Consider the following 21398-nt stretch of genomic DNA (forward strand, 5'->3'; position numbering starts at 1 on the left):
TCCGCCGGAGTTCGCGACCGGCGCCGCGCCAACACCTGGTTGACACCCTGTCAAGACGGGGTAGGCGCTCGTTGCGGCCAACCGGCCGCACGGGTCCTGGGAGGGGTCACATGTCCAAGTTCCGCACGCTCGCCGCGGTCGCCGCGGCGTCGTCGGTCGGTGCGGCTGCCGGGTCTGCCGGGTCAGCGTCGGCGTCGGATGCCGACCGCATCCTCGCGACGCGTCCGCCGGTCCAGCTGCACCCGCTCGCCACCGCGACGCGGTCTGTCCTGGCCGACAACGTCATCAAGCTGCTGGCGCCGCAGTCGCGGCCGACCACGGGCGGCCCGTCGACCAACGGCGAGTTCGGACTGCCGTTCGCGGAGCCGACCGTCAACGGCCAGACGACCGCTGCGAAGTGCGTGAAGGCCGCGACGCCGAACGGCGGCGCGAAGGGGCCCGTCGCCCAGGTCTGCAAGCCCGCCGCCGGCACGCTCGTCAACCTCCCGAACGGGAAGGTCCTCTTCTGGGATGCGCTGGAGGGGACCGAGAACAACACCTTCTCGATCGTCGCCGAGGGCGGCGCGACGTTCACCAACGACAGCGCCCGGCTGCTGAGCGGAGCCGAGAGCGGCAAGCCCGTGTGGACCGAGCCGAAGCCGTTCGACGGCGGCGCCAACCCGGACGGCAACCCCGGACGCCCGCTCATCCCGGGGCTGCAGACCACGGAGAAGTACAACGACGGCGCGCTGTTCGGCAGCCACCAGGCCTTCCTGCCCGACGGGCGCCTGCTCGTCCAGGGCGGTACGGACTACTCCCTCGACCCCGGCATCGACGGCATCCCCTTCGGCGCGGTCGAGCTGACGGGCCTGAAGGCGACGCGCATCTACGACCCCAAGACGAACGCCTTCACGCAGACCGGCGACAGCGCCTACCGCCGCTGGTACCCGACGCTCGTCGAGACGGGCGACGGCAAGTACATCAACTTCAGCGGCGTCGGCAAGCTGCTGAAGCCGGTCTACCTCGACGAGCCGCAGGACTCGCTGACCAACGTCAAGCAGGTCGAGCAGTTCGATCCCGCTACGGAGAAGTGGAAGACGTTCCCGAAGACTGCGGACTTCGACCTGCCGCTGTACCCGCGCATGCACCTGCTGCCGAACGGCCGGATGTTCTACAACGCCGCCGGCCAGGCGTTCAACCCGTTCGGGCAGTCGGTGGGGGAGACGAACTGGAACGAGGTCGCGACGTTCGATCCGAAGACCGCGACCTGGAAGAAGCTCGCGCTCGCGAACACCAAGACGCTCGCGCCCGGGTTCCGCGGCTCGACCTCCAGCACGCTGCTACCGCTCAAGCCCGACGCCGACGGCTCCTACACCAAGGCCAGCTTCCTCACGGCCGGCGGCGTCCTGCTGCCGTCACCCGGGAGCTACTTCGCCACCGACCAGTCGTCGATCACCACGGTCGACACCGCGGGCGGCGGCGAGCGCGTGACCCAGCAGAAGACCGGGTCGCTGAACCAGGTCCGCTGGTTCGGGCAGAACATCGTGCTCCCCACCGGTGAGGTCGTCGTCTTCAGCGGCGGGGACAAGGACGAGGTCGTCGGTCCCGGCACCGAGTTCCCGGTGCAGCAGGCCGAGCTGTTCGATCCGGTCCGCAAGACCTGGAAGCCGATCGCGACCGCGCACAACCCGCGCACGTACCACAACAGCGCGGTCCTGCTGCCGAGCGGCGAGGTCCTGGTCGGCGGTCACGCGACCATCTCCACCGCGTACCTGAACAACACGACGCTGCCCGGCGGCTTCGCCCCGCACGACGGCCGCGACCCGTCGTTCGAGGTCTTCAAGCCGCCGTACCTGTTCCGCGGCGCGCGCCCCGTCATCAGCAAGGCCCCCGCCAAGGTCGGCTACGGCAAGAGCATGGTCGTGACCATGAAGACGGCGAAGCAGGCGGCGACGGTCGACACCGTCAGCCTGGTCCGCAACTCGGCGATCACGCACATCGTCGACGCCGACCAGCGCTCGGTGCAGCTGCGCGTCATCTCCCACAAGGGACGCCGCGTGAAGCTGGCCGGCGTGCCGTCGGGGAACGTGGCCCCGCCCGGGCCGTACATGCTGTTCGTCAACCGGACCTCGTCGCAGGGCCCGGTGCCGTCCGTCGCCAAGCAGGTCATGGTCGGGTGATGACCTAGGCCGGTCACGCGGGGCCGCGTCGCGTGCGAGTATCGCGCGATGTGGTCCCGCACCGGCTTTCTGGGTGTCGTCGTCGCCGTCCTCGCCGGTCCCGGCGCGGCGATGGCGGCATCGCCGGCCCCCGCCGACCGCTACGCCCTCGCCGGCGGCTGCTGGACGCTGACCGACGCGGGCGGGGCCGCAGTCGCCGGCCCGCTGCGGCTGCAGGCGACCCGCCTCGGCAGCTACCTGCTGTATACGCAGGACCGTCGGTTCCTCAGCGCCGGGGCAGGCGACGCCGTAGCCGCCGTTGCGGCGCCCGGTCCGGCCGGCGACTGGCAGGTGGCGGACGCGGCGAGCGGCGGCTACGTCCTGACCCCGTCGTCGGACCGTCGTCGCGCGCTCGCGGCGGGCGGGCGGACCACGGCGGCGAGCGCCGCCCCGGCGATTCGCGCCGCCGCAGCGACGGGCTGCCCGGAGTACCCGGAGGCGCAGCTGAACGCCACCGGGACCCCGGCGTCCGGCGCCACGCCGTACGGGGAGACGCGCGGCTTCGTCGACGGGCACATGCACTGGATGACGTACCTGTACTTCGGCGGCCGCTTCCACTGCGGTGCGCCGTACCACCCGTACGGCATCCCGAGCGCACTGCCAGACTGCGCGGGCATCGAGGGGCCGCAGGGCGCGGCCGCGCCGCTGCAGAACCTCCTGTCGTACGGCAGCCCCGTGGCGCCGCACAGCACCGCGGGCTGGCCGTCGCTCGACTCCTGGTCGCGCGAGAACCTCACCTACGAGGGCACCTATTACAAGTGGGTGGAGCGCGTGTGGCTGTCCGGCATGCGCCTGATGGTGATGGGCGTCAACGAGAACCGCGTCCTCTGCGAGCTGCAGACGAACCGCAGCGCACCGTGCGACGAGATGGAGACCGTCCGGCGGTCCGTCGCGTCGATCCGCGCCCTCGAGGACTACGTCGACGCGCAGAGCGGCGGCCCGGGGAAGGGCTGGTTCCGGATCGTCACCGACCCGTTCGAGGCCCGCCGCGTGATCAACGCGGGCAAGATGGCCGTCGTCCTGGAGATGGAGCTGTCCGAGCCGTTCGGGTGCCGCGGCTGGGAGACGTCCACCTGCGACGCCGCCGACGTAGACCGCGACATCGCGGAGCTGCACCGCCTGGGGGTCCGCTCGTCGTTGCTCGTCGGCAAGTACGACAACCCGCTGGCCGGGACGCGGTTCGACGAGGGCACCTCGGGCCTGATCGTCAACCTCGGCAACCGCCTCAGCGCAGGATCGTGGTGGGACGCGAAGACGTGCTCCGGCGGCACGCTCACCGACAACACGATCCCGGGCGAGGCCGGGCCCGTGCCCGAGGCGCTGCAGCAGGTCGGGCTGCCCGGCGGGACGACGCCGCTCTATCCGCCGGGCCCGCACTGCAACACGCGCGGACTGACGGACCTCGGGACCCACGCCGTGCGCCGGCTGATGGAGCGGGGCTGGATCGTCAACCCCGATCACATGTCGCAGGCGGCGGTCGACGCGACCCTCACGCTCGCCGAAGCGCGCCGCTACTCGGGTGTCATCAGCCCGCACTCGTGGATGGACCCGGACAACTGGCCGCGGATCACGCGGCTCGGCGGGATGGCGTTTCCGCAGGCCGCCGGGGCCACGCGGTTCGTCGAGCGCTGGAAGGAGTACCGGCCCAAGGACACCCCGTACTACTTCGGGTGGGGCTTCGGCGCGGACCTCGGCGGTCTGGCGACCCAGGGCGCGCCGGTGCCCGCGGACTCGCCGGCGAAGGTGACCTACCCGTTCAAGTCGCTCGACGGCCGCGTCACCTTCGAACGGCAGAGGACCGGCACGCGGACGTTCGACTACGCGCAGGAGGGCGTCGCGCAGTACGGCCTCTACGCCGACTGGGTGGAGGAGGTCCGCAAGCTCGGCGGGCCACAGCTGGCGAAGGACCTGCTGCGCGGCTCGGAGGCGTACCTGCAGATGTGGGAGCGCACGAGCGGCATCGGCGCACTGAGGTGCCGGGAGCCGCGGCAGTCCATCACGGCCGCCGGCCTCGGCCAGGTGCGCCTGGGTGCGTCCCCCGACCGCCTGCTGCGCGGGGCCGGCCAGCCGGGCACGCGGTCGCGGGCGTGGACCTGGTGCGTACGGGGGACGGCGTCCGCCCGCACTCGGATCGCGGCCGTCTTCGGAACGCGACACGAGCGCGTCGAGCTGGTCGCGTCGACCGCGCCGGGGCACGCTGCGGGCGGGGTCAGGGTGGGGACGCGGTCCGCGGCGCTGCGGCGGCGGAGCGGCGCCCGCGCGGTCGGCGGCGGCGTGGTGGTGCGGCGGGTCGGCCGGACGACGTGGGCCTACCGCTCGCGGGGCGGCCGCGTGCGCGTGGTCGCGGTCGCGTCACCGTCCCTTGCGGCTGATCGGCGCGCCCTGCGCGCGGCGTTCGCCCGCATCCCGGCGACCTACCCCGTCGCCCCGCCCGAGCCCGCGGTGGCCGCGGCGCGGATGCGGGTCCCGTCGGTCAGCGCGGAGCGGTCCCGGGCACTGATCGACTTCGACGCAGACGATCCGGCCGCGCCGGCCTTCGGCCTGGTGTGCAAGCTGGGCCTGATGCAGTAGCGGCCTCGCTCGATGTGCCACCAGGCGCCACATCGGTACCTGGTGGCACATCGGCCGCGTTGTCCCGCCACGGCAGCCCCCGGAACCACGCGGGCTCGATGTGCCACTACGCGCCACATCGGTACCTGGTGGCACATCGAGTGTGGAGGAGGGTGGTGGCTGCGGGTGACGGCAGGTCGTCGATGTGCCGCTAGGCGCCACATGCGCTCGTGGTGGCACATCGAGCGCCGTGGCCAGGGGCTGAGCTCAGAGGGCGGAGGCGAGGACGGTCGCCTCGTGCGCGGCGACCGCGGCCGTCGCCGCTGCGGCGCGGGCGCGGAAGGCGTGCCCCGCCGGGAGGCCGAGGTTGATCTCCACCAGATGCGCGGCGGTCCGGCAGGCCGCGGCCGCGAGCAGGACCGCACCGACCGCGTCCGCCCGGTGGTCGGCGCACCCGTCGCCGACGGTCCAGACCGCGACCTCCGCGACCTCGGCGGCCGCCTCGGCGATCAGCAGCGGCTCCTGGGCTGCGTGGATGAGGGCGGACGTCAGCGCCCGCTCGCGCTCGTCCGGCGTGGCCGCCGGAGCGCCGGGGGCACGCGGCGCACCGCGGTGGTCGCGGTCCTTCCCCGACTGGGCGAGCAGGCTGCGCGCCTGCTGATAGGCGTCCGCGTCGGTCGCGATGTGCGCCTGGAGGCGCGAGCGCAGCGACTCCGCCTGCGCGATCGCCCCGCCGGCGTCGGCCCACGACGCGCGCGACGCGCGGGCGGCCATCGAGATCAGCGCGGCCGCGGTGGCCGCAGTCATTGCCGCGGCGGAACCGCTCGCGGTCGCGTCGCGGCCGTGCGCGATGTCCTCGAGCATCTGCAGCAGCGGCCGCGACGCGGCGCGCTCACCGCGCTGGGGGTCGGTCCCGGGCATCTTCGGGCGACCATACCGCCGCCCAAGCTCCGTCGCGACCGCGACCGCACCGACCCGCTACGGGCCTGCGCCGGGGACCGGCCGCCCCTCCGGCACCGCCCCGCCGTCACCGGGACCTCCGTCCGCCGCCGCGCTCGATGTGCCATCACGTGCGCGGGTGGCATGTGGTGGCACATCGACCGGGCCTCGCCGTCGCGTCCGCCGGTCCCCGCCGGTCCCCGCCGGTCCCCGCCGACGGCACCGTCAGCGCCGGAGCTCGAGCGCCAGCGACCGCAGCCACGGCTCGGCGAACGACGGCTCGCGGCTGAGCAGGCGGGCGATCGCCTCGCGGGTCGCCTTCCGGGCCCCGAGCTCCGTGACCGCCACGGCCTCCGCGAGGGCGGTCAGCCGTTCCTCGCTGCGGCCCGGCGTGGCCACCTGCTCGTCCTGCCACAGCGGGCGGCTGAAGGACAGGCTGGTCTTCGGCTGGCCGTTGCTGAAGTACACGCTGACGTCGAAGCCGAGCGAGACGTTGGCGATCGCGCGCGCCGGCAGTTCCCGGGTCCAGGCGGCGTGCTGCTGCCAGCGGTGCGTGTTCGGGCTCGTGTGCTCCCGGATGGTGACGCCCAGGTAGCGAAGCTTGTGGCGGATGACGTCCCACTGCCCGCGCTCGTCGGCGATCCAGTCGCGCAGGATGCCGTGGATGTTCTCGTAGGTTCCGCCGGAGGCGACGATGTCCGTGAAGACGACGGGCGTCCGGCGCCGGGCGAGGGCCGCCGGCGCCAGGCCGGCCGCCGTCATGTTCGCGCGTAGCTGAGCGAGCTCGTGCGGGGCGAGCGGCTCGACCCCGAGCCAGCGGATCGAGATCGGCAGCGTGTGCAGCCGGGACGCCGCGCTCGTCCCCTGCAGCGCGCCGGTCAGGAGGTCGTGCACGCTGTCCAGCGACCGGCCGACGAAGTGCAGGTCGCCACCCTGGGAGCGGGCCAGGAGCTTGGCGGCGCACGGGACGAGCTCGTCGGCGAACCACAGGTCCGGCTCGGGGACCCCGTCCAGCAGCGACCCGAGCTGCGCGGTCGGGACGTTCCAGCGGAACGGCCGGTTGGGCTCGGGCAGCGTCCCCATCGGACGGGACAGTAGACCTGCCCGCGCGTGGGGACCAGCCGCTAGGTGTCCTGCTCGATCGGCGGGCGCCACTGCAGGCTGATCGCCGTGACCGCCAGCAGGATCAGCAGGAAGCAGACCAGTGCGGCTGCACCCGTTCCCGGTGAGATCGCGAAGAACGACCGGCTGAACCCGAGTGCCTCGTTGGCGCTGGGCTTCGCCGCGAGACGACGGTCGAGATCGATCGACGAGCCCATGCCGGCGTACGCCCAGCGCGCGTACGTCAGCTGCGCGATCGCGTTGGCGGCCCCCGGCATCCGGCCGAGAGGGATGATCGCCCCCGCGAAGATCAGCTGCGGGATGAGGACCAGCGGGATGACGCCGGCGGCCTGGTCGACGCTGCGTGCGATCGCCGAGACCATCAGGCCCAGCGCGACGCTCACCCAGCCGACGAGCACCGCGAGTCCGAGCAGCGAGAAGACCCCCGCCGCATCGCTGTCGGGCGGCTGCAGCAGCAGGATCACCGCCATCATCAGGACGACCTGGGCGGTGGTCAGCGCGAACAGGACCGTGGTCTTCGCGAGGACGTACGCGTCCGATCGCAGGCCGACGTCGAACTCGCGCTCGATGATCGACCGCTCCTTGACGATCTCGCGGCAGGCCGACGTGATGCCGAGCCAGATCGCACCGGTCATCAGCAGGAAGACGTACTGGACGGCATTGGCCGGGCTGCCGCTGGACCGGTCCAGCGCGCCCGAGTGGAAGAGGGTGACGAGCAGCAGGCCGATGACCGGCGCCTGCGCCAGCAGGACCCGCAGCGTCCGCCGGTCGCGCCACAGCGTGCGGGCGTAGCGGCCGGTCAGGGCGCGGTACTCGAGGCCGAACGGACGCGAGCCGACGCCCAGGCGCGGCGGGTCCAGCTCGGCCGCCGGCTCGCGGACCGGGTCGGGCTCCTCGCCGGCCGCGAGCCGCAGCCCGGTGATGGCATCGTCCGCGTCCTTGGCGACGTTGAGCGCGCCCCGGCTCATCACGGCGACGTTGTCGCAGAGGTCGAGGCTGGCGGTGGCGTGGGTCGCCACGACGACGGCACGGCCCTGGTCGGCGAGCCGGCGGAACATCAGCATCAGCCGTCGCTCCAGGACCGGATCGAGGCCGCTGGTCGGCTCGTCGAGGATCAGGACGCGAGGGCGGCCGACGAGCTCGAGGCCGCACGCGGTCCGCCGGCGCTCGCCGCCCGAGAGGTCGCCGACGAAGGTGTCGGCCTGCTCGACGAGGTCGAGCTCCTCGAGCACCTGCTGCGCGCGCGCCTCGACGTCCTCGCTTGCGTCCAGGCGCAGGATCGCGGAGTACTGCAGCGCCTCGCGGACGGTCAGGCGATCGTGGACGGTCTCGCGCTGGGGGACGTAGCCGAGGTCCTCGACGCGGCGGCTCGCGGGGTCGCCGTCGAGCGTGACGGTGCCGGCGGTCGGCGGGGTGATCCCCGCCAGGATGCGCAGCAGCGTGGTCTTGCCGGACCCGCTCGGGCCGACGAGGGCCGTCAGGGTCCCGGGCGTGACCTCGAGGCCGGCCGGCCCCAGGATCTTGCGGCCGTCCGGAAGGACCATCTCGACGTCATCGGCGCGGAGCACCCGTCAGGGGGCGCGATGACAGGCGTGGTCCATGCCGCCGACCCTACCTCAGCCGCCGGTTCGCAGGAGCTGCCGTGGACGGCTCAGTCGCGGGCCGTACAGCCCTCGATGCCGTAGTCGCGGAGGGCCGCCGCCAGGCCTGCGCGCCGACGCGCCACAACCGCTTCTGCACCCCGGCTGTCGCCCCCGCGGCGGAGGACGCGGGCGTACTCGGCGGAGGCGATGTCGAGCCGCTGCATCCGCGCGAAGAGCCGTGTGACCCCTGGGTCGCCGACCGGACGGGGGAGGGCGCGCAGTCGTGCCTGCAGGCGCCGCGTCCGCGTCGCGACCCGCCGCATGAGGTCATCGGCGACGCCGAGGCGCTGAGGGTCGAGCGCGCCCTCGGCCTGGATCCGCGCCTGCCCCCGGAACTGCTCGATCTCGGCCTGGAGCCCCGCGCAGACCCGCTCCGCCGCGGCGACGAAGCTCGCGTGCGTCGGCGGCTCGTCGGCCTCCGCCGGCTCGCGGGCGGCGGTCGGCGCGGGCCCGGCGCCGCCGCATCCGCCGAGCGCCGTTACGCAGACGATCGCGGCGGCTGCCGCCCGCGCGCGGACCGGCCGGCGCGAGGGTGGGGGGACGGCCGGGGCGGACATGGCCCGCGCATCATCGCGCACCGCGGCGGTGCCCCGGCCAGAATCCGCACGTGGCGCAGACCACGGGCACGTGAACGTGCCCTCTACCACTGGCGCGAGCTCGACCGCAGCGACAGCTGACGATCGGGGAACAGAAATGTTCCGTGGTCCCCCCACGATGTAACCGCGTACGCCAGGTGGTTCGCTGGGTGCACGCGCGTACCCGGGGCCGCGTCGCCTGTCTCAGGTCCCGGCGGCGCCGTACCGCCATGTGGACCTCCGCCGCCGCCCTCACCGCCGAGCCGTCGACCGACCCGACGTTCTCGGCCGACGACCTGCACGCGCTCAGGGCGCTGGGCCGCGAGCAGCGCTTCCTGCCCGGGTGGACCCTGAGCACGGCGTCCGCGCGCAAGCTGCTGTTGATCGAGCGCGGCTTCGTCAAGGTCGTCGAGCAGCGGGGTGGACGGGAGACGGTCCTGTCGGTCCACGGCCCGGGCGAGCACCTGGGGGAGATTGCGCTGGTCGACCGGGTGGACCGCGCGCACACGATCGTGGCGCTGACGGGCGGCCACGCCGTGCACCTGCCCGCATCGTCGCTCTGGCGGCTGCTCGATCTGCGCCCGGAGCTGAACCGCACGCTGATCATGGCGCTGACGGCGCGCCTGGGCTCGGTCGCCCAGCAGCAGGCGGACGATGCGCTGACCCCCGCCGTCGCGCGCATCGCCGGCCGGGTGCTGTGGCTGGCCGACCGCTTCGGCACCGAGCGCGGGGCGGTCACGGTCATCGACATCCCGCTGGCCCAGGCGGACCTCGCCTCTTGGGCGGGCATGAGCCGCGAGAGTGGCGTGCGGGCATTGCGTCAGCTTCGTGATGCGGGCTGGATCCGCGTCGAGCAGCGGCGGATCATCGTGATCGACCGCGCCGCACTGGATCGGTACGCGCACGACCCCGGTCGCGGCCCCGCCGCGGACCCCCGCGCGCAGCGCACCCAGCCGGCTCCGCTCGCGCTGATCTGATCCGGCGGCCTGACCGCGCGCCGGCCCGGTGCCGCACGCGGAGTCATCAGAGCGCGTCGAGCGCCGCGGCCGCCGCGGCGTGGTCGGCGTCCGCCTCCCGGCGCGCGGCAGTGGCGTCCGCGAGCCGCCGGCGCGCGGCGTCCTCGTCGCGCGCAGCCGCTTGGCGGCGGGCCTCCGCAGCGGAGAGCACCGCACGCGCCTTATCCCGAGCACGGAGCCGCTCTGCCGCGGCCTCCGCCTCCGCCTCCGCCTGAGCGGCGGCCTGCTCTGCCGCCTCTGCTGCGGCCCGCGCGTCCGCTTCTGCTGCGGCTTCCGCCTCTGCTGTGGCTTCCGCTCCTGCTGCGGCCTCCACCTCCGCTGCGGCCGGTCCCTCCGCCCCGGCCCGGGCCACCTCCACCTGAGCGGCCCCTCTGCGGTTGCGGTCGGTCGCGGTCACCGCCGGGGCGGACCCGGCTGCGGCGCGCGGCAGCAGCGGGATGTCTTCGGCGAGCAGGCCGTCGAAGCCGCCCGGCGCGACCTCCTTCAGCAGGCGGCCGCCGAGGACGACCGCCTCGACGGCGCCGTCGGCGGCCGCGGCCGTCAGGGTCCCCGCGGCCTTCTCGAGGGCGGCCGGCCCGGCCCCGAGTGTCCCCGCCACGTCGACGAGCGCCTGCTGCGCCTGCTTGAGCGCTGCGCTCGCGGCGGGCCAGGCTGTGCGGTCGCCGCCGGCCAGGGCCGCCTGGGCGCTGCGGGCCGCGGCGGCCGCGGCGCGGAACTCGTCGACGAGCCGAGGGTGACCATGGACGAGCTGGTTGACGATCCACGCCGCCGCGGTCGGCTTGCGCAGCGCGGCGGCCGTTTTCGCCTCCTCCTTGGCGCCCCCGGCACGCAGGCGCGCCGCGAGCGCCTTGCGCGCAGGCACGAACTCGTCCAGCGGGACCGCATAGAGATCGACGTCCACGGCGCCATGATGCTCGACGACGAAACCCGGGAGATCGACGCACCGTAAGAGCGAGCACCGCGCTCATGAGAAGTTCCCGAAGGCAGGTGTGCCGGGACTCGGCCGTGGGGAAACACCCGCCCCATGAAACGACTCCTGGTTGGTGTGCTGTCAGCGGTACTGACGGTCGGGTTGTTCGCGGCGGTCCCCAGCGCGGACGCGGCGTACTACATCTCGAAGAAGCGAGCGGAGCACAACGTGCGCGTGCACTTCGCCGGGTATCGCAGCTACGTGTACGCCGGCGCCTCGTGCCGGCCCACGGGCCTGCCGCGGGCGCGGTCGCGCACGCTGTACCACCGTTGGACCTGCCGCTTCGTCGCCTACAACAGCCGGTACCAGAAGCACAAGTGCCAGGGCACGATCCGCATCACCGGGTCCCTGCGCAACCGCTACTACTACCGCGTCCTCACCCACCGCGGGCCGTGCACCCGCGGAACCTGAGCGGCGGGACCTGAACAACCACGGCGCGGACCGGGAGCGGTCCGCGCCGCCGCCGTCAGGTCCGCCTGCGAGGATCCCAGCCGGACCCGAACGAAAGAGCACCATGAGCGCCACCGTCACCAAGGACGTGACCACGCCGACGTTGTACGTCTGCCACGTCGACAAGATCCCGAGCCTGCATCCCTGCGCCAAGGCGGACGCCGCCCTGACCGACGCGGGCGTGAGCCACGAGAAGATCGTCTACGGCAAGGGCAAGCCGTTCGGCCTCGGGACGAAGGGCACCCGCGCCGACCTCGCGGCCGTCAGCGGCCAGGAGAAGCTCCCCGTGCTGGTGCTCCCGGGTGGCGAGGTCCTGTCGGGCAGCAAGTCGATCATCGGCTGGGCCAAGCAGCAGTCCGCAGGCTGAGCTGAGCAGGATGGCCGGCGACGGGTTCGCCGGTCAGCAGTCGCCGGCGTCGTCCGCGTCCGCTGCCATGCAGGCGGACGGGGACTCGCTGGTCGCCAGGTGCAGCAACGCGTAGAGCGTCTCGCGCTGGCCCGAGTCCAGCGCCGCGAGGACACGATCCTCGACGGCCGCCAGCGCATATTCGGCCTTTGCGAGCCGGCGTCCGCCCTTCGGCGTGAGCTCGACGATGTGCCGGCGCCGGTCCTCCGCGGACCGCCGCCGGGCGATGAGCCCCTCGGCCTCCAGCTCGTTGAGCAGGCCGACGAGGTTCGTCCGGTCGACCCCCAGAGTGGTGGCGAGAGCCTGCTGGGTGGACCCGTGCTGGTCGCGGAGGACCGTCAGCGCCACGAGGTGCCGTGAGCGCATGCCGAGGTGCGCGATCGCCGCCTCGGACTCGACGCGCAGGCGCCGAGCGAGGTGCACGACCAACACGGTCGACCGGTGCGGGGCCTGGTTGACGACGGGGAGCTCGATGGCCTCGAGTCTACGCCATGACGCGCGCACATTTGTGTGCTACAAATGAGTTGTACAACACAAACGATCATTGAGGCACAACTTTATGTCCGACCATCTGCTGCACATCGACTCGAGCATCCAGGGCGAGAGCTCGGTCAGCCGCGCGCTGACGGCTCGTGCCGCCGCCGTGTGGCGCGCCGCGCATCCGGGCGGCACCGTGACCCACCGCGACTTCGGCGCCGACCCGCTGCCTCACCTCGACAGCGCCGGCGGCCTGGCCCGCATGCTGCCGCCCGAGCAGCACACACCGGCCCAGGCCGCGTCCTGGGCGCACACCCTGGGCGCGGTGTCCGACGTCCAGCAGGCGACGACGATCATCCTCGGCCTGCCGCTGTACAACTACGGGCCGCCGAGCTCGATCAAGGCGTGGGTCGATCACCTCATCGCGCCGGGGCTGTCGCTCGATCCGGCCACCGTGGAGGGGCGCCTGGGTGGCCGCGACCTCGTCGTGCTGGTGTCGCGGGGCGGCGGCTACGGCGCGGGGACGCCGAAGCACGGCTGGGACCACGCCGAGCCGTGGCTCCCTCACGGACTCAGCCTCACCGGCCTGGAGCCGCGCTTCATCGCGGCCGAGCTCACGCTGGCGAACACCGTGCCGGCCATGGCGGAGCTCAGGCCGCTGGCGGCCGAGAGCCTGGCCGCGGCCGAGCGGCAGATCGACGCGCTCTGGGCCACGGTCGCCGCGGCCTGACCGCGCCCCGCGTCAGGCCGCCGTGCGGGCTGCCTGGCGCAGGTACCAGGCAGCGGCCTCCGAGCGCGTGCTGGTCCGGGTCTTCGCGAGGATCCGCTTCACGTGCGACTTGACCGTGCCGGGGGTGATCGTCAGCTGCGCCGCGATGCCCTTGTTCGTCGCCCCGGCCGTGACGAGCTCGAGCACGTCGAGCTCGCGCGGGCTCAGCAGCCGTGCGGCGCCGGCGGGCCGGTGCGGGACGGGCTTCGCGGCGGCGCCGAGCGCCGCCGGTCGCCGCAGGGGCGGGCCGTCGTCGGCGTCCAGGTCGGCCTGCGCGAGCGCGCGCAGTCGCTCGGTCAGCTCAGCCGTCTGCTCCGCGAGCCGCTGCGCGATCACCGCGCGCTGGACGAGCACGCCCAGCTCCTGCGCGAAGGCGAGGGCGTTGTCGCGGTCCTCGGCGTCCGCCGGGTGGGTCTGTCCGAGCCGGTCGGCGTGCAGCAGGGCGATGACGCGGTCCTCGTCGACCACGGGCACGACCAGATAGGCATCGCAGCCGGAGCGGTCCAGGTATTCGGCCGAGACGCGCCGGTCGGTGGCGGCGTGGGGGACGAGCAGCGGCACGCGACGGCGGGCGATGTCCGCCTCCAGGCTCGTGTGACGCAGCGGGATGGGAACGCCGCGGGCGGCGGCGAACCCGGCGTTGAGCCGGGCGTCCCCGGCGATCGTGCTGTGCAGCGCCACCGGCGTCCACGTCACGGGGGTGAGCCGCGAGATCATCGCGCGGCTGAACCCGCAGGACCGGCAGAGCTCGGCCGGCGCAGCCTCGATCAGCGCGGACGTCGTCCCCGCCGCCCGCAGCCGCCGCATGGCGTGGGTGATCGCCAGGCGGGTGGTGTGGTGGTCCCAGCCCGGGGCAGGGAGCGGGAGCCGCTGGCGCTGCAGGCGCCGGATGCGGGCCGCGACCTGCCCGGCCGTGGCCGCTCCGCCGGTCCCGGCGGACTGGGCCGTGCCGGTCGTCAACGGGACGCGGGAGCCGGGAAGCGCTGCGCGCGGTTCTGCATCCGCCGAGTATCAGGGCCGGTGCCCGGATGCGCGATGCGCTGTTCGGCGGAGGTTCCTCGGTCGATCGGCCGAACCGCCCGGCCCCGTCCCGCCCGCTCGATGTGCCATCACGCGCCACCCGCGCGCGTCATGGCACATCGAGCGTCCGCGGGGTCGCCGGCTCAGGCCTTGCGGCCACCGCGGCGTCCGCGCAGCCGCTTGAGGCGCCCCGGGGCGGGCGGAGGTGTGGCCGCGCCGCGGACGAGCTCGTCGATCAGCACGAGCTTGTCGATGACGTCGGGGGCCAGGACGAACGGGTAGAGGTCGTCCTCGCCGAGGCTGCGGTTGATCGCGTTCAGCGCGTAGGTGAGTGGCAGCCAGGTGTCGAGCATCGCCCGCACGTCGTCGGGCGTCGCGGCCGGGTAGGCGTAGAGCGGCGCCGCGTCGGCCGCGAGGACCTGCGGCCCCGCCACGCTGACGCCGTACGCGACCGCGGTCTGCAGGACGTCACGGATGTGGAGGTAGTGGGCCATCGTCTCGGCCCAGTCCTCCCACGGATGCATGGTGGCGTAGGCCGAAACGAACCGCTGCTGCCAGTCGGCCGGCGCACCCTCCGCGTAGTAGCGGTCCATCGCGGCCGAGTAGTCCTCGCGCTCGTCGCCCATCAGCGCGCGGGTCCGCGCCTCGCCGGGGGACCCCTCCGGCATCAGGATCGGCTGGTAGTAGTGGGCGACCTCATGCCGCATGTGGCCCAGGAGCGTGCGGTACGGCTCGTCCATCTGGGTGCGCATCTTCTCGCGGTGGGCCGGGTCGGCCTCCGCGAGGTCGAGGGTGATGACCCCGTCCGCGTGGCCCGTCGTGACGGGCTCGACCGCGCTGGACAGGAGGTCGAACGCGAGCCCGCCCTCCTGCGTGCGGTACCCGTCGACCGGGAGGCCCAGCTCGAGCAACTCGAAGATCAGGCGGCGCTTGGCGGCCTCGGCGGCGGCCATCAGCGCCAGGCCCGCGGTGTCGTCGTCGGCCGGCCGCGTGCGGGTGAGCGCGCAGCTGCGGCACAGCCCGTCGGTCTCCGCGACGCCGTTGCAGGTGATCAGGTCGCGGTTCGCGCAGCCCTGGCCGGCGTCGAGCTCGACGATGTCGCGGGACTGCCAGTCGAACCCGAGGGTCGTCTGGGAGTGCAGGCAGACGGTGCTGTCAAAGGTGACGAGGTGCCGGCAGACCGGGCAGGAGAAGGCGCGCATGAGCGCGGCATCGTGGCAGCTGGCGGCGCGACGTGGTGTCCGCAGTGCGGACGGAAACCGCTCCGGGCGCGGCGACGCTCCGGCCCGGGACGCTCAGCGGCCCGCCTGCTCCCAGGCCGCGGCGAACCGCCGCAGCTGCTCCAGGCGATCATCGAGGCCGTCCGCGACGATGCTGACGAGCAGCTCGTCGACGCCCGCATCGCGGTAGGCCGCCAGGCGGCCCGCGACCGAGTCGACGGTCCCGCAGAGGCCGACGGTGTCCAGCAACTCGATCGGAAGCGCCGCGGCCGCCTCGTCCTTGTGGCCGTCGAGGTAGAGGTCCTGCACCTTGCGGGCGGCGTCCCCGAATCCGTAGCGGACCATCTGCGCGTTGTAGAAGTTCTTCGCGCGCGAGCCCATGCCGCCGACGTAGAGCGCCGTGACCTCGCGGGTCGCGTCGCGCGCTGCGTCCGCGTCGTCCTCGATCCGGCCGTAGACGGTGGGCGCGACCTTCACGTCGGCCGCGGTCCTGCCGGCGGCGGCGATGCCCTCGTCGAGGCTCTCGCGGATGACCGGGACGTGCTCGGGCGAGAAGAAGATCGGCAGCCAGCCGTCGGCGATCTCGCCGACCATCCGCGTGGCGTTCGGCCCGATGGAGGGCAGGTAGATCGGGACCTCGTCCTGGAGCGGCGCGATCATCAGCTTGATCGCGCGCTGGCCGCCGCCGGGGAGCTGCAGCGTCTCGCCGTCGTAGGTCAGCGGCTCGCGGCGCAGCGCCTGGCGGACGACGTCGACGTACTCGCGGGTGCGCTTGAGCTGCGGGTTGAAGGTCTGACCGTGCCAGCCCTCGGCGACCTGGGGACCGGACGGGCCGAGCCCGAGCTTGAGGCGGCCGCCGGAGAGGGTGTCGAGCGTCGCGGCCATCATCGCCGTGCCGGCGGGTGTCCGTCCCGGGATCTGCGCGATGGCGGTGCCGAGCCCGATCGTCTCGGTGTGGGCGGCCAGGTATCCGAGGCTCACCGCGACGTCGGACCCGTAGGCCTCGCCGACCCAGAGCCGCGAGAACCCGCGGGCCTCGGCCTCCTTCGCGAGCGGCACGAGCTCGGTGGGTCCGGGCCCGACGACCCAATAGGCGAGGTGCAGGCTGAGCTCCATACCGGAGTAATATCAGACGTACGTTGGTACTGCCTCGGGTACGGGCGGGTGACGTCAGGCGGCGAAGCCGAGCGCCCGGGCCCGCGCGGCGAGGAACTCCATGTCCAGCGCGAACAGGTCCCGCCACTGATCGTGCGCGGTCACCTGGTGCTCGTGGTGGTAGTAGACGAAGGTCGGCGTCGCGACGTAGGAGCTCGCGTGGCGGGCGTCGACGCCGAGCATCAGCCCGATGTCCGACCCGCCGGCGAGCGCCGTCCAGCCGCCGGCCTCGCGCACTGCCACAGTGCGCCACATCGCGCCGGCCAGGTGCATCGGGACCCACCGCTCCGCCGCCCAGATGGAGGCGATCGCGCCGGCCTCCTGGCGTCCGGGGGCGAAGCGCGGCTCCGGGCGCCAGTCGGTGCCGTCGGGCCACCGCTCGACCCAGTCCCCGAACGCCATGGCGACGTCCGGGTCGGCGAAGGCCGGCGCGAGGCGGTCCATCGCCCCGGCGATCGGGACGTCGTCGCTGTCGGCGTTGAGCACGAGCGGAGCGGTGGCGCGGGCGAGGGCGCGGTTGCGAGTGACTGCGATCCCGTCCCGCCGGGCGCCTGCCTGGATCCGGACGCGGGGGTCGGCGCGGACCGCGTCCGGGAGCGCCAGCCGCGCGTCGTCCGGCCCGTCGATCTGCAGCAGCCACTCCCAGTCCAGGCGGGAGGCGCCGAGCGCCGCATGGATCTCGGCGAGGCGGTTCTGCGGGCGGGGCGCGGTGGCGGTCAGGACGGAGACGTCGGGCATACGACCCGGGGCCTACCCCGATTCGCCGCCGGCACCCACCTCGCGCTCCGCGTCCGTGATGACGCGGTCCAGGGACACGTGGAGCCGCGGCTCGCGCCACTCGTGCGCCTGCGTCTTCTCGATGCGCAGGCGCGCCGAGCGCCCGCTCAGGGACAGCGTCGCGATCTGGTTGTCGAACGTCGGCGTCTCGGGCAGCCGCCAGCGGACGGGAGGCTCGCGGACGCCGGCCGCCCGCGCGAGGCCTCGGGCGACCGCAGTGGCGATGCGCGTGTGCGCGCCGCGGAGCACGAGGCGCTCGTGCCGGTTGAGCGGGTTGCGGACCGGCGAGCAGACCGCCTGGACCACCGCGCTCCTGACCCCGCTCCCGCGCGGGAACCCGGCCTCGGCGAGGTAGGCGTGGTGCACGTCACCGGACAGGACGACGATCGAGGCGGGCGGCGTCCCGCGCTCACCCGCACCGACCGAGCGCAGCACCTCCGCGAGCTCGGCGAACGAGGTGCGGAACGCGGACCAGTGCTCGAGGTCGAGCGCCTGCCGGATGTACTCGCCGACGCGGACCCCCGTTCGGCCCCAGGCGCCCGCGCAGACCGCCTCGTTCCAGCCTTCGAGGGCGTGCACGGCGGGCGCCAGGAACAGCGGCAGCGTCGACGCGATGAGCAGGTGGTCGACGTCGCCGGTGAGCTGCGTCTGCACCCAGTCCCACTGCTCCGGCGCGAGCATGTGCCGGTCGGTGTCGTCGTCGATGACCCGGCCGGCACGGGTGTCGAGGACGACCATCCGCGAGCGCCCGAACCGGCGGGCGAAGCTCCAGCGGGTCCCGGCCTGCTCGTTCCGGGCCTCGCCCGCCCAGTACCTCAGCGTCGGCGCCACGTCGTCGGTGCTCCTACGGATCTCCTGGTAGAGGCGATGCGCGTCGAGGTCGGCCGGGGCCAGGTTCCCCAGGTGCTGGTAGACCCAGTAGGAGACGTAGGCGCCGATGATGCGCTCGTCCCACCAGTCGAGGGCGCGCATCTTGGCGCACCACGTCCCCGACGTGTTCCAGTCGTCGTGCACGTCGTGGTCGTCGAAGATCATCGCGCTGGGGACGACTGCCAGCAGCCAGCGCAGCGCCGGGTCGCCCCACGCCTCCTGGTAGAGCCAGGTGTACTCCTCGAAGTCCGCGACCTCCCCGCGGGCGCCGACGGTCAGGTCGCGACGCTCCCCGATCCGCTCGCGGATGGCGGGGGAGACCTCGTCCGCGTACACCTGGTCGCCGACCAGCAGGAGCGCGTCGGGCCACCGCTCCGGCGGCTCCGTGGTCATCCGCGCGGCCAGCGCGGCGAGGGCGTCGACCTCCCGCCCGGCCTTGTCGGCGTCCTTCGTCAGGACGTACGGCGGCTCGTGCGGGAGCGACACGCGGCAGGAGCCGAACGCGAGCATGAACTCCTCGTCGTTGCCGGCGGTGCGGATGCAGCCGCCGTCCTGGCCGGCCGCCGGCCAGACCAGCTGGTCGTCCAGGCGGACGTCGTAGGGGACGCGGGTGTCCGGCTCCAGCCCGCGGATGATCACGAGCGCGTAGTGGTGCCCGCCGACGTTGAAGGTGCGCTCGGTCGCGTCGCGGACCCGGACCTCGCAGGGGACATCGGTCTCCACCCAGACGGTCGCCTCCGTCTCGCCGACGTACCGGAGCAGGGGACCGAGGACGAGCGCAGGCATCAGGAGCGCAGTCTCTCACGCCGCGGGACGGTGGACGGCGGGCCGGCGACGCGAGCCGGCGGGTGGTCGGGCCGTGCGTCGCGGAGCGTCCATGCGCCGCGACCGGCGAGGCTGCGGTTGCGTGGGTTCGCCGCCGGACAATAAAGGGGGTATGCGCACCATCTTCGGACGCCCCGCCCTTCGGGTTGCCGCACCGCGGGGCCTTGCCGTCCTGCTCGCCGTCGGGGTGCTCGGTGGCTGCGGGGGCGGCTCGGACGACAGCGGCACCTCGTCGGGCGCTGCGTCGCCGCCGGCGGTGCCGGCCACCCCGGCACCGGCGGCCACCGCACCCGCGACCACGTCCGCCACCCCGCCGCCCGCACAGACCACCGGCGCCCCGATCACCGCAGCGCCTGCCGCCCCGGAGGCCACGCCGACGGCACCGCCCGCGACGTCGGCGCAGCCGGGGGAAGCGCAGATCGCGCCCCCGTCGCAGACGGCGCCGGACCCCGAGGAGTGCGTCGGCGTCGCCGACACCCGCAAGTGCGCGGAGCGCGGCCCGGGCTGATCGGCCCGGCCGCGGGTTGCCCGCTGGTCAGCTGCGCTCGAGCGCGCGGTCGAGGTTGTAGGCGGCGCTGATCAGCGAGAGGTGCGTCAGACCCTGCGGGAAGTTGCCCAGCTGCTGGCCGATCGGGCTTATCTGCTCGGCGTACAGCCCGAGGTGGTTCGCGTACGTGAACATCTTCTCCAGCGCGAGCTGCGCGTCGTCCAGGCGGCCGACGCGGGTGAGGGCCTCGACGTACCAGAAGGAGCACAGCGAGAAGGTCCCTTCGACCCCGTCGAGTCCGTCGGGGGAGTCGTCCGCGATGTAGCGGTGCACGAGCGTGTCGGCGACCAGCTCGTCCTCGATCGCCTCGAGCGTCGATACGAAACGCGGCTCGGTCGGCGCGCAGAACTTGACCATCGGCAGCAGGAGGACGGCGGCGTCCAGGACGTCGTCGCCGTAGCGCTGGACGAACGCGCCGCGCTCCTCGTCGTAGCCCTGGTCCATGACCTGCGCGTAGATCGCGTCCCGCACGCTGGTCCAGCGGCCGAGGTCCGCCGGGAGGCCACGGCTGCGCGCCATCCGCACCGCCCGCTCGATGGCGACCCAGCTCATGACCCGCGACACCGTGTGGTCCTGTGCGCCGGCGCGCGTCTCCCAGATGCCCATGTCCGGCTGGTCCCAGTGCTCGCACAGCCAGCCGACCAGCTCGGTCACGGCGGTCCAGGTGTCGTGCGAGATCGGCCGGCCGAGCTTGTCGTAGAGGTAGACCGAGTCGATGAGCTCGCCGTAGATGTCGAGCTGCAGGTGATCGGCGGCGCCGTTCCCGATCCGGACGGGTGCCGAGCCCGCGTGTCCGGTCAGGTGGTCGAGGATCGCCTCCGGCAGGTCGGGGTCGCCGTCGACGCGGTACATCGGCTGCAGTGGCCCGCGTTCGGTGGCCCGCCCGGTGCAGTCCTGCTCCCCGAGCCGCTCGTCGAGCCAGCCGACGAAGGCGTGCGCCTCGTCCGACAGGCCCAGGCGGAGCAGCGCGTACACGGTGAACGCCGCGTCGCGGATCCACACGAAGCGGTAATCCCAGTTGCGCTCGCCGCCGAGCTCCTCGGGCAGGCTGGTGGTCGGGGCGGCGACGATCGCGCCCGTCGGCACGTACGTGAGGAGCTTCAGCGCCAGGGCGGAGCGGTGGACCATCTCGCGCCAGCGGCCGGTGTAGGTGGACCCGGACAGCCAGCGCCGCCAGGCGGCCACCGCGGTGTCGAAGAGCTCGTCGGTGCGGTCGTGGTCGCCTGAGTGACGGTCGCCGGGATCGCCCGCGTGCAGCACGAAGCCCGCAGCCTCGCCGTGCTCGAGCGTGAAGGTCGCGCAGGCATCAGGGCCGTCGACCTCGAGGTCGACCGTCGCGCACAGCAGCAGCGGTTCGCCGTCGCCGTCGCCGTGGCCGTCGCCGACGAAGCGGACGGCGCGGCCGTCGGCGTCCGGGTCGAGGGTGTATCGCGACCGCCCGTAGTCCGGGCGGGGTGCGACGCGGACCGTCAGCTCCATGCGGCCGCGCACGCAGACGACGCGGCGGACGATGCGCTGGTGGTGCGGGTCCTCGTCGTCCAGGTCGTCCGCGCGCAGCGGCATCAGGTCCTGCAGCTCGACGACACCGTCCTGCGTCATGAGCCGCGTGATGAGGACGTTGGTGTCGGGGAAGTAGAACTGCGCGGTCCGGGCCCCGTCGCCGGTCGGGGCGATGGTCCAGCAGCCGCCGTCGTCCTCGTCGAGGATGCGGGCGAAGACCGACGGCGCGTCGAAGCGCTTGGGGCAGAACCAGGCGATGGTGCCGTCGGTGGCGATCAGCGCCGCGGAGTGCAGGTCGCCGATCAGCCCGTGATCGGCGATCGCGGTCACCGGCGCGCCCGATCCGCCCGGCCCGCCCATCTCGTCGTC

General features: G+C 73.7%; 19 protein-coding genes. 7 read left to right on the top strand and 12 right to left on the bottom strand.

The window, feature by feature from the left end; genetic code table 11:
* The first annotated feature begins 110 nt into the window (after positions 1-110).
* Together DSM112329_RS09315 and DSM112329_RS09320 are read left to right on the top strand one after the other, a co-directional pair.
* Positions 111-2159 carry a galactose oxidase early set domain-containing protein gene (locus tag DSM112329_RS09315; protein WP_354701542.1) on the top strand — a complete coding sequence of 683 codons (2049 nt, stop codon included), beginning with the start codon at positions 111-113 and terminating at the stop codon, positions 2157-2159.
* A gap of 48 nt (positions 2160-2207) precedes the next feature.
* The gene (locus tag DSM112329_RS09320) at positions 2208-4769 is read left to right on the top strand and encodes a Coagulation factor 5/8 type domain-containing protein (protein ID WP_354701543.1); all 2562 of its coding nucleotides are present in this window, start codon (positions 2208-2210) and stop codon (positions 4767-4769) included.
* Positions 4770-5015: 246 nt separating this feature from the next.
* Here DSM112329_RS09320 and DSM112329_RS09325 read toward each other — a convergent pair whose 3' ends face one another.
* From DSM112329_RS09325 to DSM112329_RS09340, 4 genes are all read right to left on the bottom strand, one after another.
* Complete coding sequence (locus DSM112329_RS09325; protein WP_354701544.1) at positions 5016-5669, bottom strand: cyclodeaminase/cyclohydrolase family protein; 654 nt, start codon at positions 5667-5669, stop codon at positions 5016-5018.
* Between the two features lie 243 nt (positions 5670-5912).
* Complete coding sequence (locus DSM112329_RS09330; protein WP_354701545.1) at positions 5913-6770, bottom strand: hypothetical protein; 858 nt, start codon at positions 6768-6770, stop codon at positions 5913-5915.
* Between the two features lie 41 nt (positions 6771-6811).
* Positions 6812-8377, bottom strand: coding sequence for an ABC transporter permease (locus DSM112329_RS09335; protein ID WP_354701546.1), 1566 nt, complete (start codon positions 8375-8377; stop codon positions 6812-6814).
* 83 nt (positions 8378-8460) lie between these two features.
* Complete coding sequence (locus tag DSM112329_RS09340; RefSeq protein ID WP_354701547.1) at positions 8461-9009, bottom strand: hypothetical protein; 549 nt, start codon at positions 9007-9009, stop codon at positions 8461-8463.
* Positions 9010-9257: 248 nt separating this feature from the next.
* Here DSM112329_RS09340 and DSM112329_RS09345 point away from each other — a divergent pair, with 248 nt between their 5' ends.
* A complete protein-coding gene (locus tag DSM112329_RS09345; RefSeq protein WP_354701548.1) occupies positions 9258-10004 on the top strand; it encodes a Crp/Fnr family transcriptional regulator in 747 nt (248 codons plus the stop codon).
* Positions 10005-10050: 46 nt separating this feature from the next.
* Here the strand turns inward: DSM112329_RS09345 and DSM112329_RS09350 are convergent, their stop codons facing one another.
* Positions 10051-10944 (bottom strand): hypothetical protein, encoded by an 894-nt coding sequence (locus tag DSM112329_RS09350; protein WP_354701549.1) that lies wholly within the window; start codon positions 10942-10944, stop codon positions 10051-10053.
* Positions 10945-11067: 123 nt separating this feature from the next.
* Here DSM112329_RS09350 and DSM112329_RS09355 point away from each other — a divergent pair, with 123 nt between their 5' ends.
* Positions 11068-11424 carry a hypothetical protein gene (locus DSM112329_RS09355; RefSeq protein ID WP_354701550.1) on the top strand — a complete coding sequence of 119 codons (357 nt, stop codon included), beginning with the start codon at positions 11068-11070 and terminating at the stop codon, positions 11422-11424.
* Between the two features lie 103 nt (positions 11425-11527).
* On the top strand, positions 11528-11830 hold the full coding sequence (locus tag DSM112329_RS09360) for a glutathione S-transferase N-terminal domain-containing protein (protein WP_354701551.1): 303 nt from the start codon (positions 11528-11530) through the stop codon (positions 11828-11830).
* A gap of 33 nt (positions 11831-11863) precedes the next feature.
* Here the strand turns inward: DSM112329_RS09360 and DSM112329_RS09365 are convergent, their stop codons facing one another.
* Entirely contained in the window at positions 11864-12373 is a 510-nt protein-coding gene (locus DSM112329_RS09365) for a MarR family winged helix-turn-helix transcriptional regulator (RefSeq protein WP_354701552.1), read from the bottom strand.
* Between the two features lie 55 nt (positions 12374-12428).
* On the opposite strand from DSM112329_RS09365, the gene DSM112329_RS09370 reads away from it, so the two are divergent.
* Positions 12429-13076, top strand: coding sequence for an NAD(P)H-dependent oxidoreductase (locus tag DSM112329_RS09370; protein ID WP_354701553.1), 648 nt, complete (start codon positions 12429-12431; stop codon positions 13074-13076).
* A gap of 12 nt (positions 13077-13088) precedes the next feature.
* Here the strand turns inward: DSM112329_RS09370 and DSM112329_RS09375 are convergent, their stop codons facing one another.
* From DSM112329_RS09375 to DSM112329_RS09395, 5 genes are all read right to left on the bottom strand, one after another.
* Complete coding sequence (locus tag DSM112329_RS09375) at positions 13089-14075, bottom strand: LuxR C-terminal-related transcriptional regulator (RefSeq protein ID WP_354701554.1); 987 nt, start codon at positions 14073-14075, stop codon at positions 13089-13091.
* Positions 14076-14278: 203 nt separating this feature from the next.
* Positions 14279-15337: a putative zinc-binding metallopeptidase gene (locus DSM112329_RS09380; protein ID WP_354701555.1), complete on the bottom strand. Its 1059-nt coding sequence runs from the start codon at positions 15335-15337 to the stop codon at positions 14279-14281.
* Between the two features lie 93 nt (positions 15338-15430).
* Positions 15431-16471, bottom strand: a complete 1041-nt coding sequence (locus tag DSM112329_RS09385; RefSeq protein ID WP_354701556.1) for an LLM class F420-dependent oxidoreductase — start codon at positions 16469-16471, stop codon at positions 15431-15433.
* A 54-nt stretch (positions 16472-16525) separates the two neighbouring features.
* Positions 16526-17248 carry a glycosyltransferase gene (locus tag DSM112329_RS09390; RefSeq protein ID WP_354701557.1) on the bottom strand — a complete coding sequence of 241 codons (723 nt, stop codon included), beginning with the start codon at positions 17246-17248 and terminating at the stop codon, positions 16526-16528.
* Between the two features lie 12 nt (positions 17249-17260).
* Positions 17261-18943 carry an alkaline phosphatase D family protein gene (locus tag DSM112329_RS09395; RefSeq protein ID WP_354701558.1) on the bottom strand — a complete coding sequence of 561 codons (1683 nt, stop codon included), beginning with the start codon at positions 18941-18943 and terminating at the stop codon, positions 17261-17263.
* 151 nt (positions 18944-19094) lie between these two features.
* Between DSM112329_RS09395 and DSM112329_RS09400 the strand changes: the two genes are divergently transcribed.
* Positions 19095-19490 (top strand): hypothetical protein, encoded by a 396-nt coding sequence (locus DSM112329_RS09400; protein WP_354701559.1) that lies wholly within the window; start codon positions 19095-19097, stop codon positions 19488-19490.
* A gap of 27 nt (positions 19491-19517) precedes the next feature.
* Here DSM112329_RS09400 and DSM112329_RS09405 read toward each other — a convergent pair whose 3' ends face one another.
* A complete protein-coding gene (locus tag DSM112329_RS09405) occupies positions 19518-21389 on the bottom strand; it encodes a glycoside hydrolase family 15 protein (RefSeq protein ID WP_354702460.1) in 1872 nt (623 codons plus the stop codon).
* Between the last annotated feature and the right edge of the window lie 9 nt (positions 21390-21398).

The organism is Paraconexibacter sp. AEG42_29 (assembly GCF_040581415.1).
In the GTDB taxonomy this organism is placed as follows: domain Bacteria; phylum Actinomycetota; class Thermoleophilia; order Solirubrobacterales; family Solirubrobacteraceae; genus Paraconexibacter.

Excerpts from the sequence above, each read along its gene's own strand:
- DSM112329_RS09315 (WP_354701542.1), top strand. The coding sequence starts at position 111 with ATGTCCAAGTTCCGCACGCTCGCCGCGGTCGCCGCGGCGTCGTCGGTC.
- DSM112329_RS09320 (WP_354701543.1), top strand. The coding sequence starts at position 2,208 with ATGTGGTCCCGCACCGGCTTTCTGGGTGTCGTCGTCGCCGTCCTCGCC.
- DSM112329_RS09325 (WP_354701544.1), bottom strand. The coding sequence starts at position 5,669 with ATGCCCGGGACCGACCCCCAGCGCGGTGAGCGCGCCGCGTCGCGGCCG.
- DSM112329_RS09330 (WP_354701545.1), bottom strand. The coding sequence starts at position 6,770 with ATGGGGACGCTGCCCGAGCCCAACCGGCCGTTCCGCTGGAACGTCCCG.
- DSM112329_RS09340 (WP_354701547.1), bottom strand. The coding sequence starts at position 9,009 with ATGTCCGCCCCGGCCGTCCCCCCACCCTCGCGCCGGCCGGTCCGCGCG.
- DSM112329_RS09345 (WP_354701548.1), top strand. The coding sequence starts at position 9,258 with ATGTGGACCTCCGCCGCCGCCCTCACCGCCGAGCCGTCGACCGACCCG.
- DSM112329_RS09355 (WP_354701550.1), top strand. The coding sequence starts at position 11,068 with ATGAAACGACTCCTGGTTGGTGTGCTGTCAGCGGTACTGACGGTCGGG.
- DSM112329_RS09360 (WP_354701551.1), top strand. The coding sequence starts at position 11,528 with ATGAGCGCCACCGTCACCAAGGACGTGACCACGCCGACGTTGTACGTC.
- DSM112329_RS09370 (WP_354701553.1), top strand. The coding sequence starts at position 12,429 with ATGTCCGACCATCTGCTGCACATCGACTCGAGCATCCAGGGCGAGAGC.
- DSM112329_RS09380 (WP_354701555.1), bottom strand. The coding sequence starts at position 15,337 with ATGCGCGCCTTCTCCTGCCCGGTCTGCCGGCACCTCGTCACCTTTGAC.
- DSM112329_RS09385 (WP_354701556.1), bottom strand. The coding sequence starts at position 16,471 with ATGGAGCTCAGCCTGCACCTCGCCTATTGGGTCGTCGGGCCCGGACCC.
- DSM112329_RS09390 (WP_354701557.1), bottom strand. The coding sequence starts at position 17,248 with ATGCCCGACGTCTCCGTCCTGACCGCCACCGCGCCCCGCCCGCAGAAC.
- DSM112329_RS09395 (WP_354701558.1), bottom strand. The coding sequence starts at position 18,943 with ATGCCTGCGCTCGTCCTCGGTCCCCTGCTCCGGTACGTCGGCGAGACG.
- DSM112329_RS09400 (WP_354701559.1), top strand. The coding sequence starts at position 19,095 with ATGCGCACCATCTTCGGACGCCCCGCCCTTCGGGTTGCCGCACCGCGG.
- DSM112329_RS09405 (WP_354702460.1), bottom strand. The coding sequence starts at position 21,389 with ATGGGCGGGCCGGGCGGATCGGGCGCGCCGGTGACCGCGATCGCCGAT.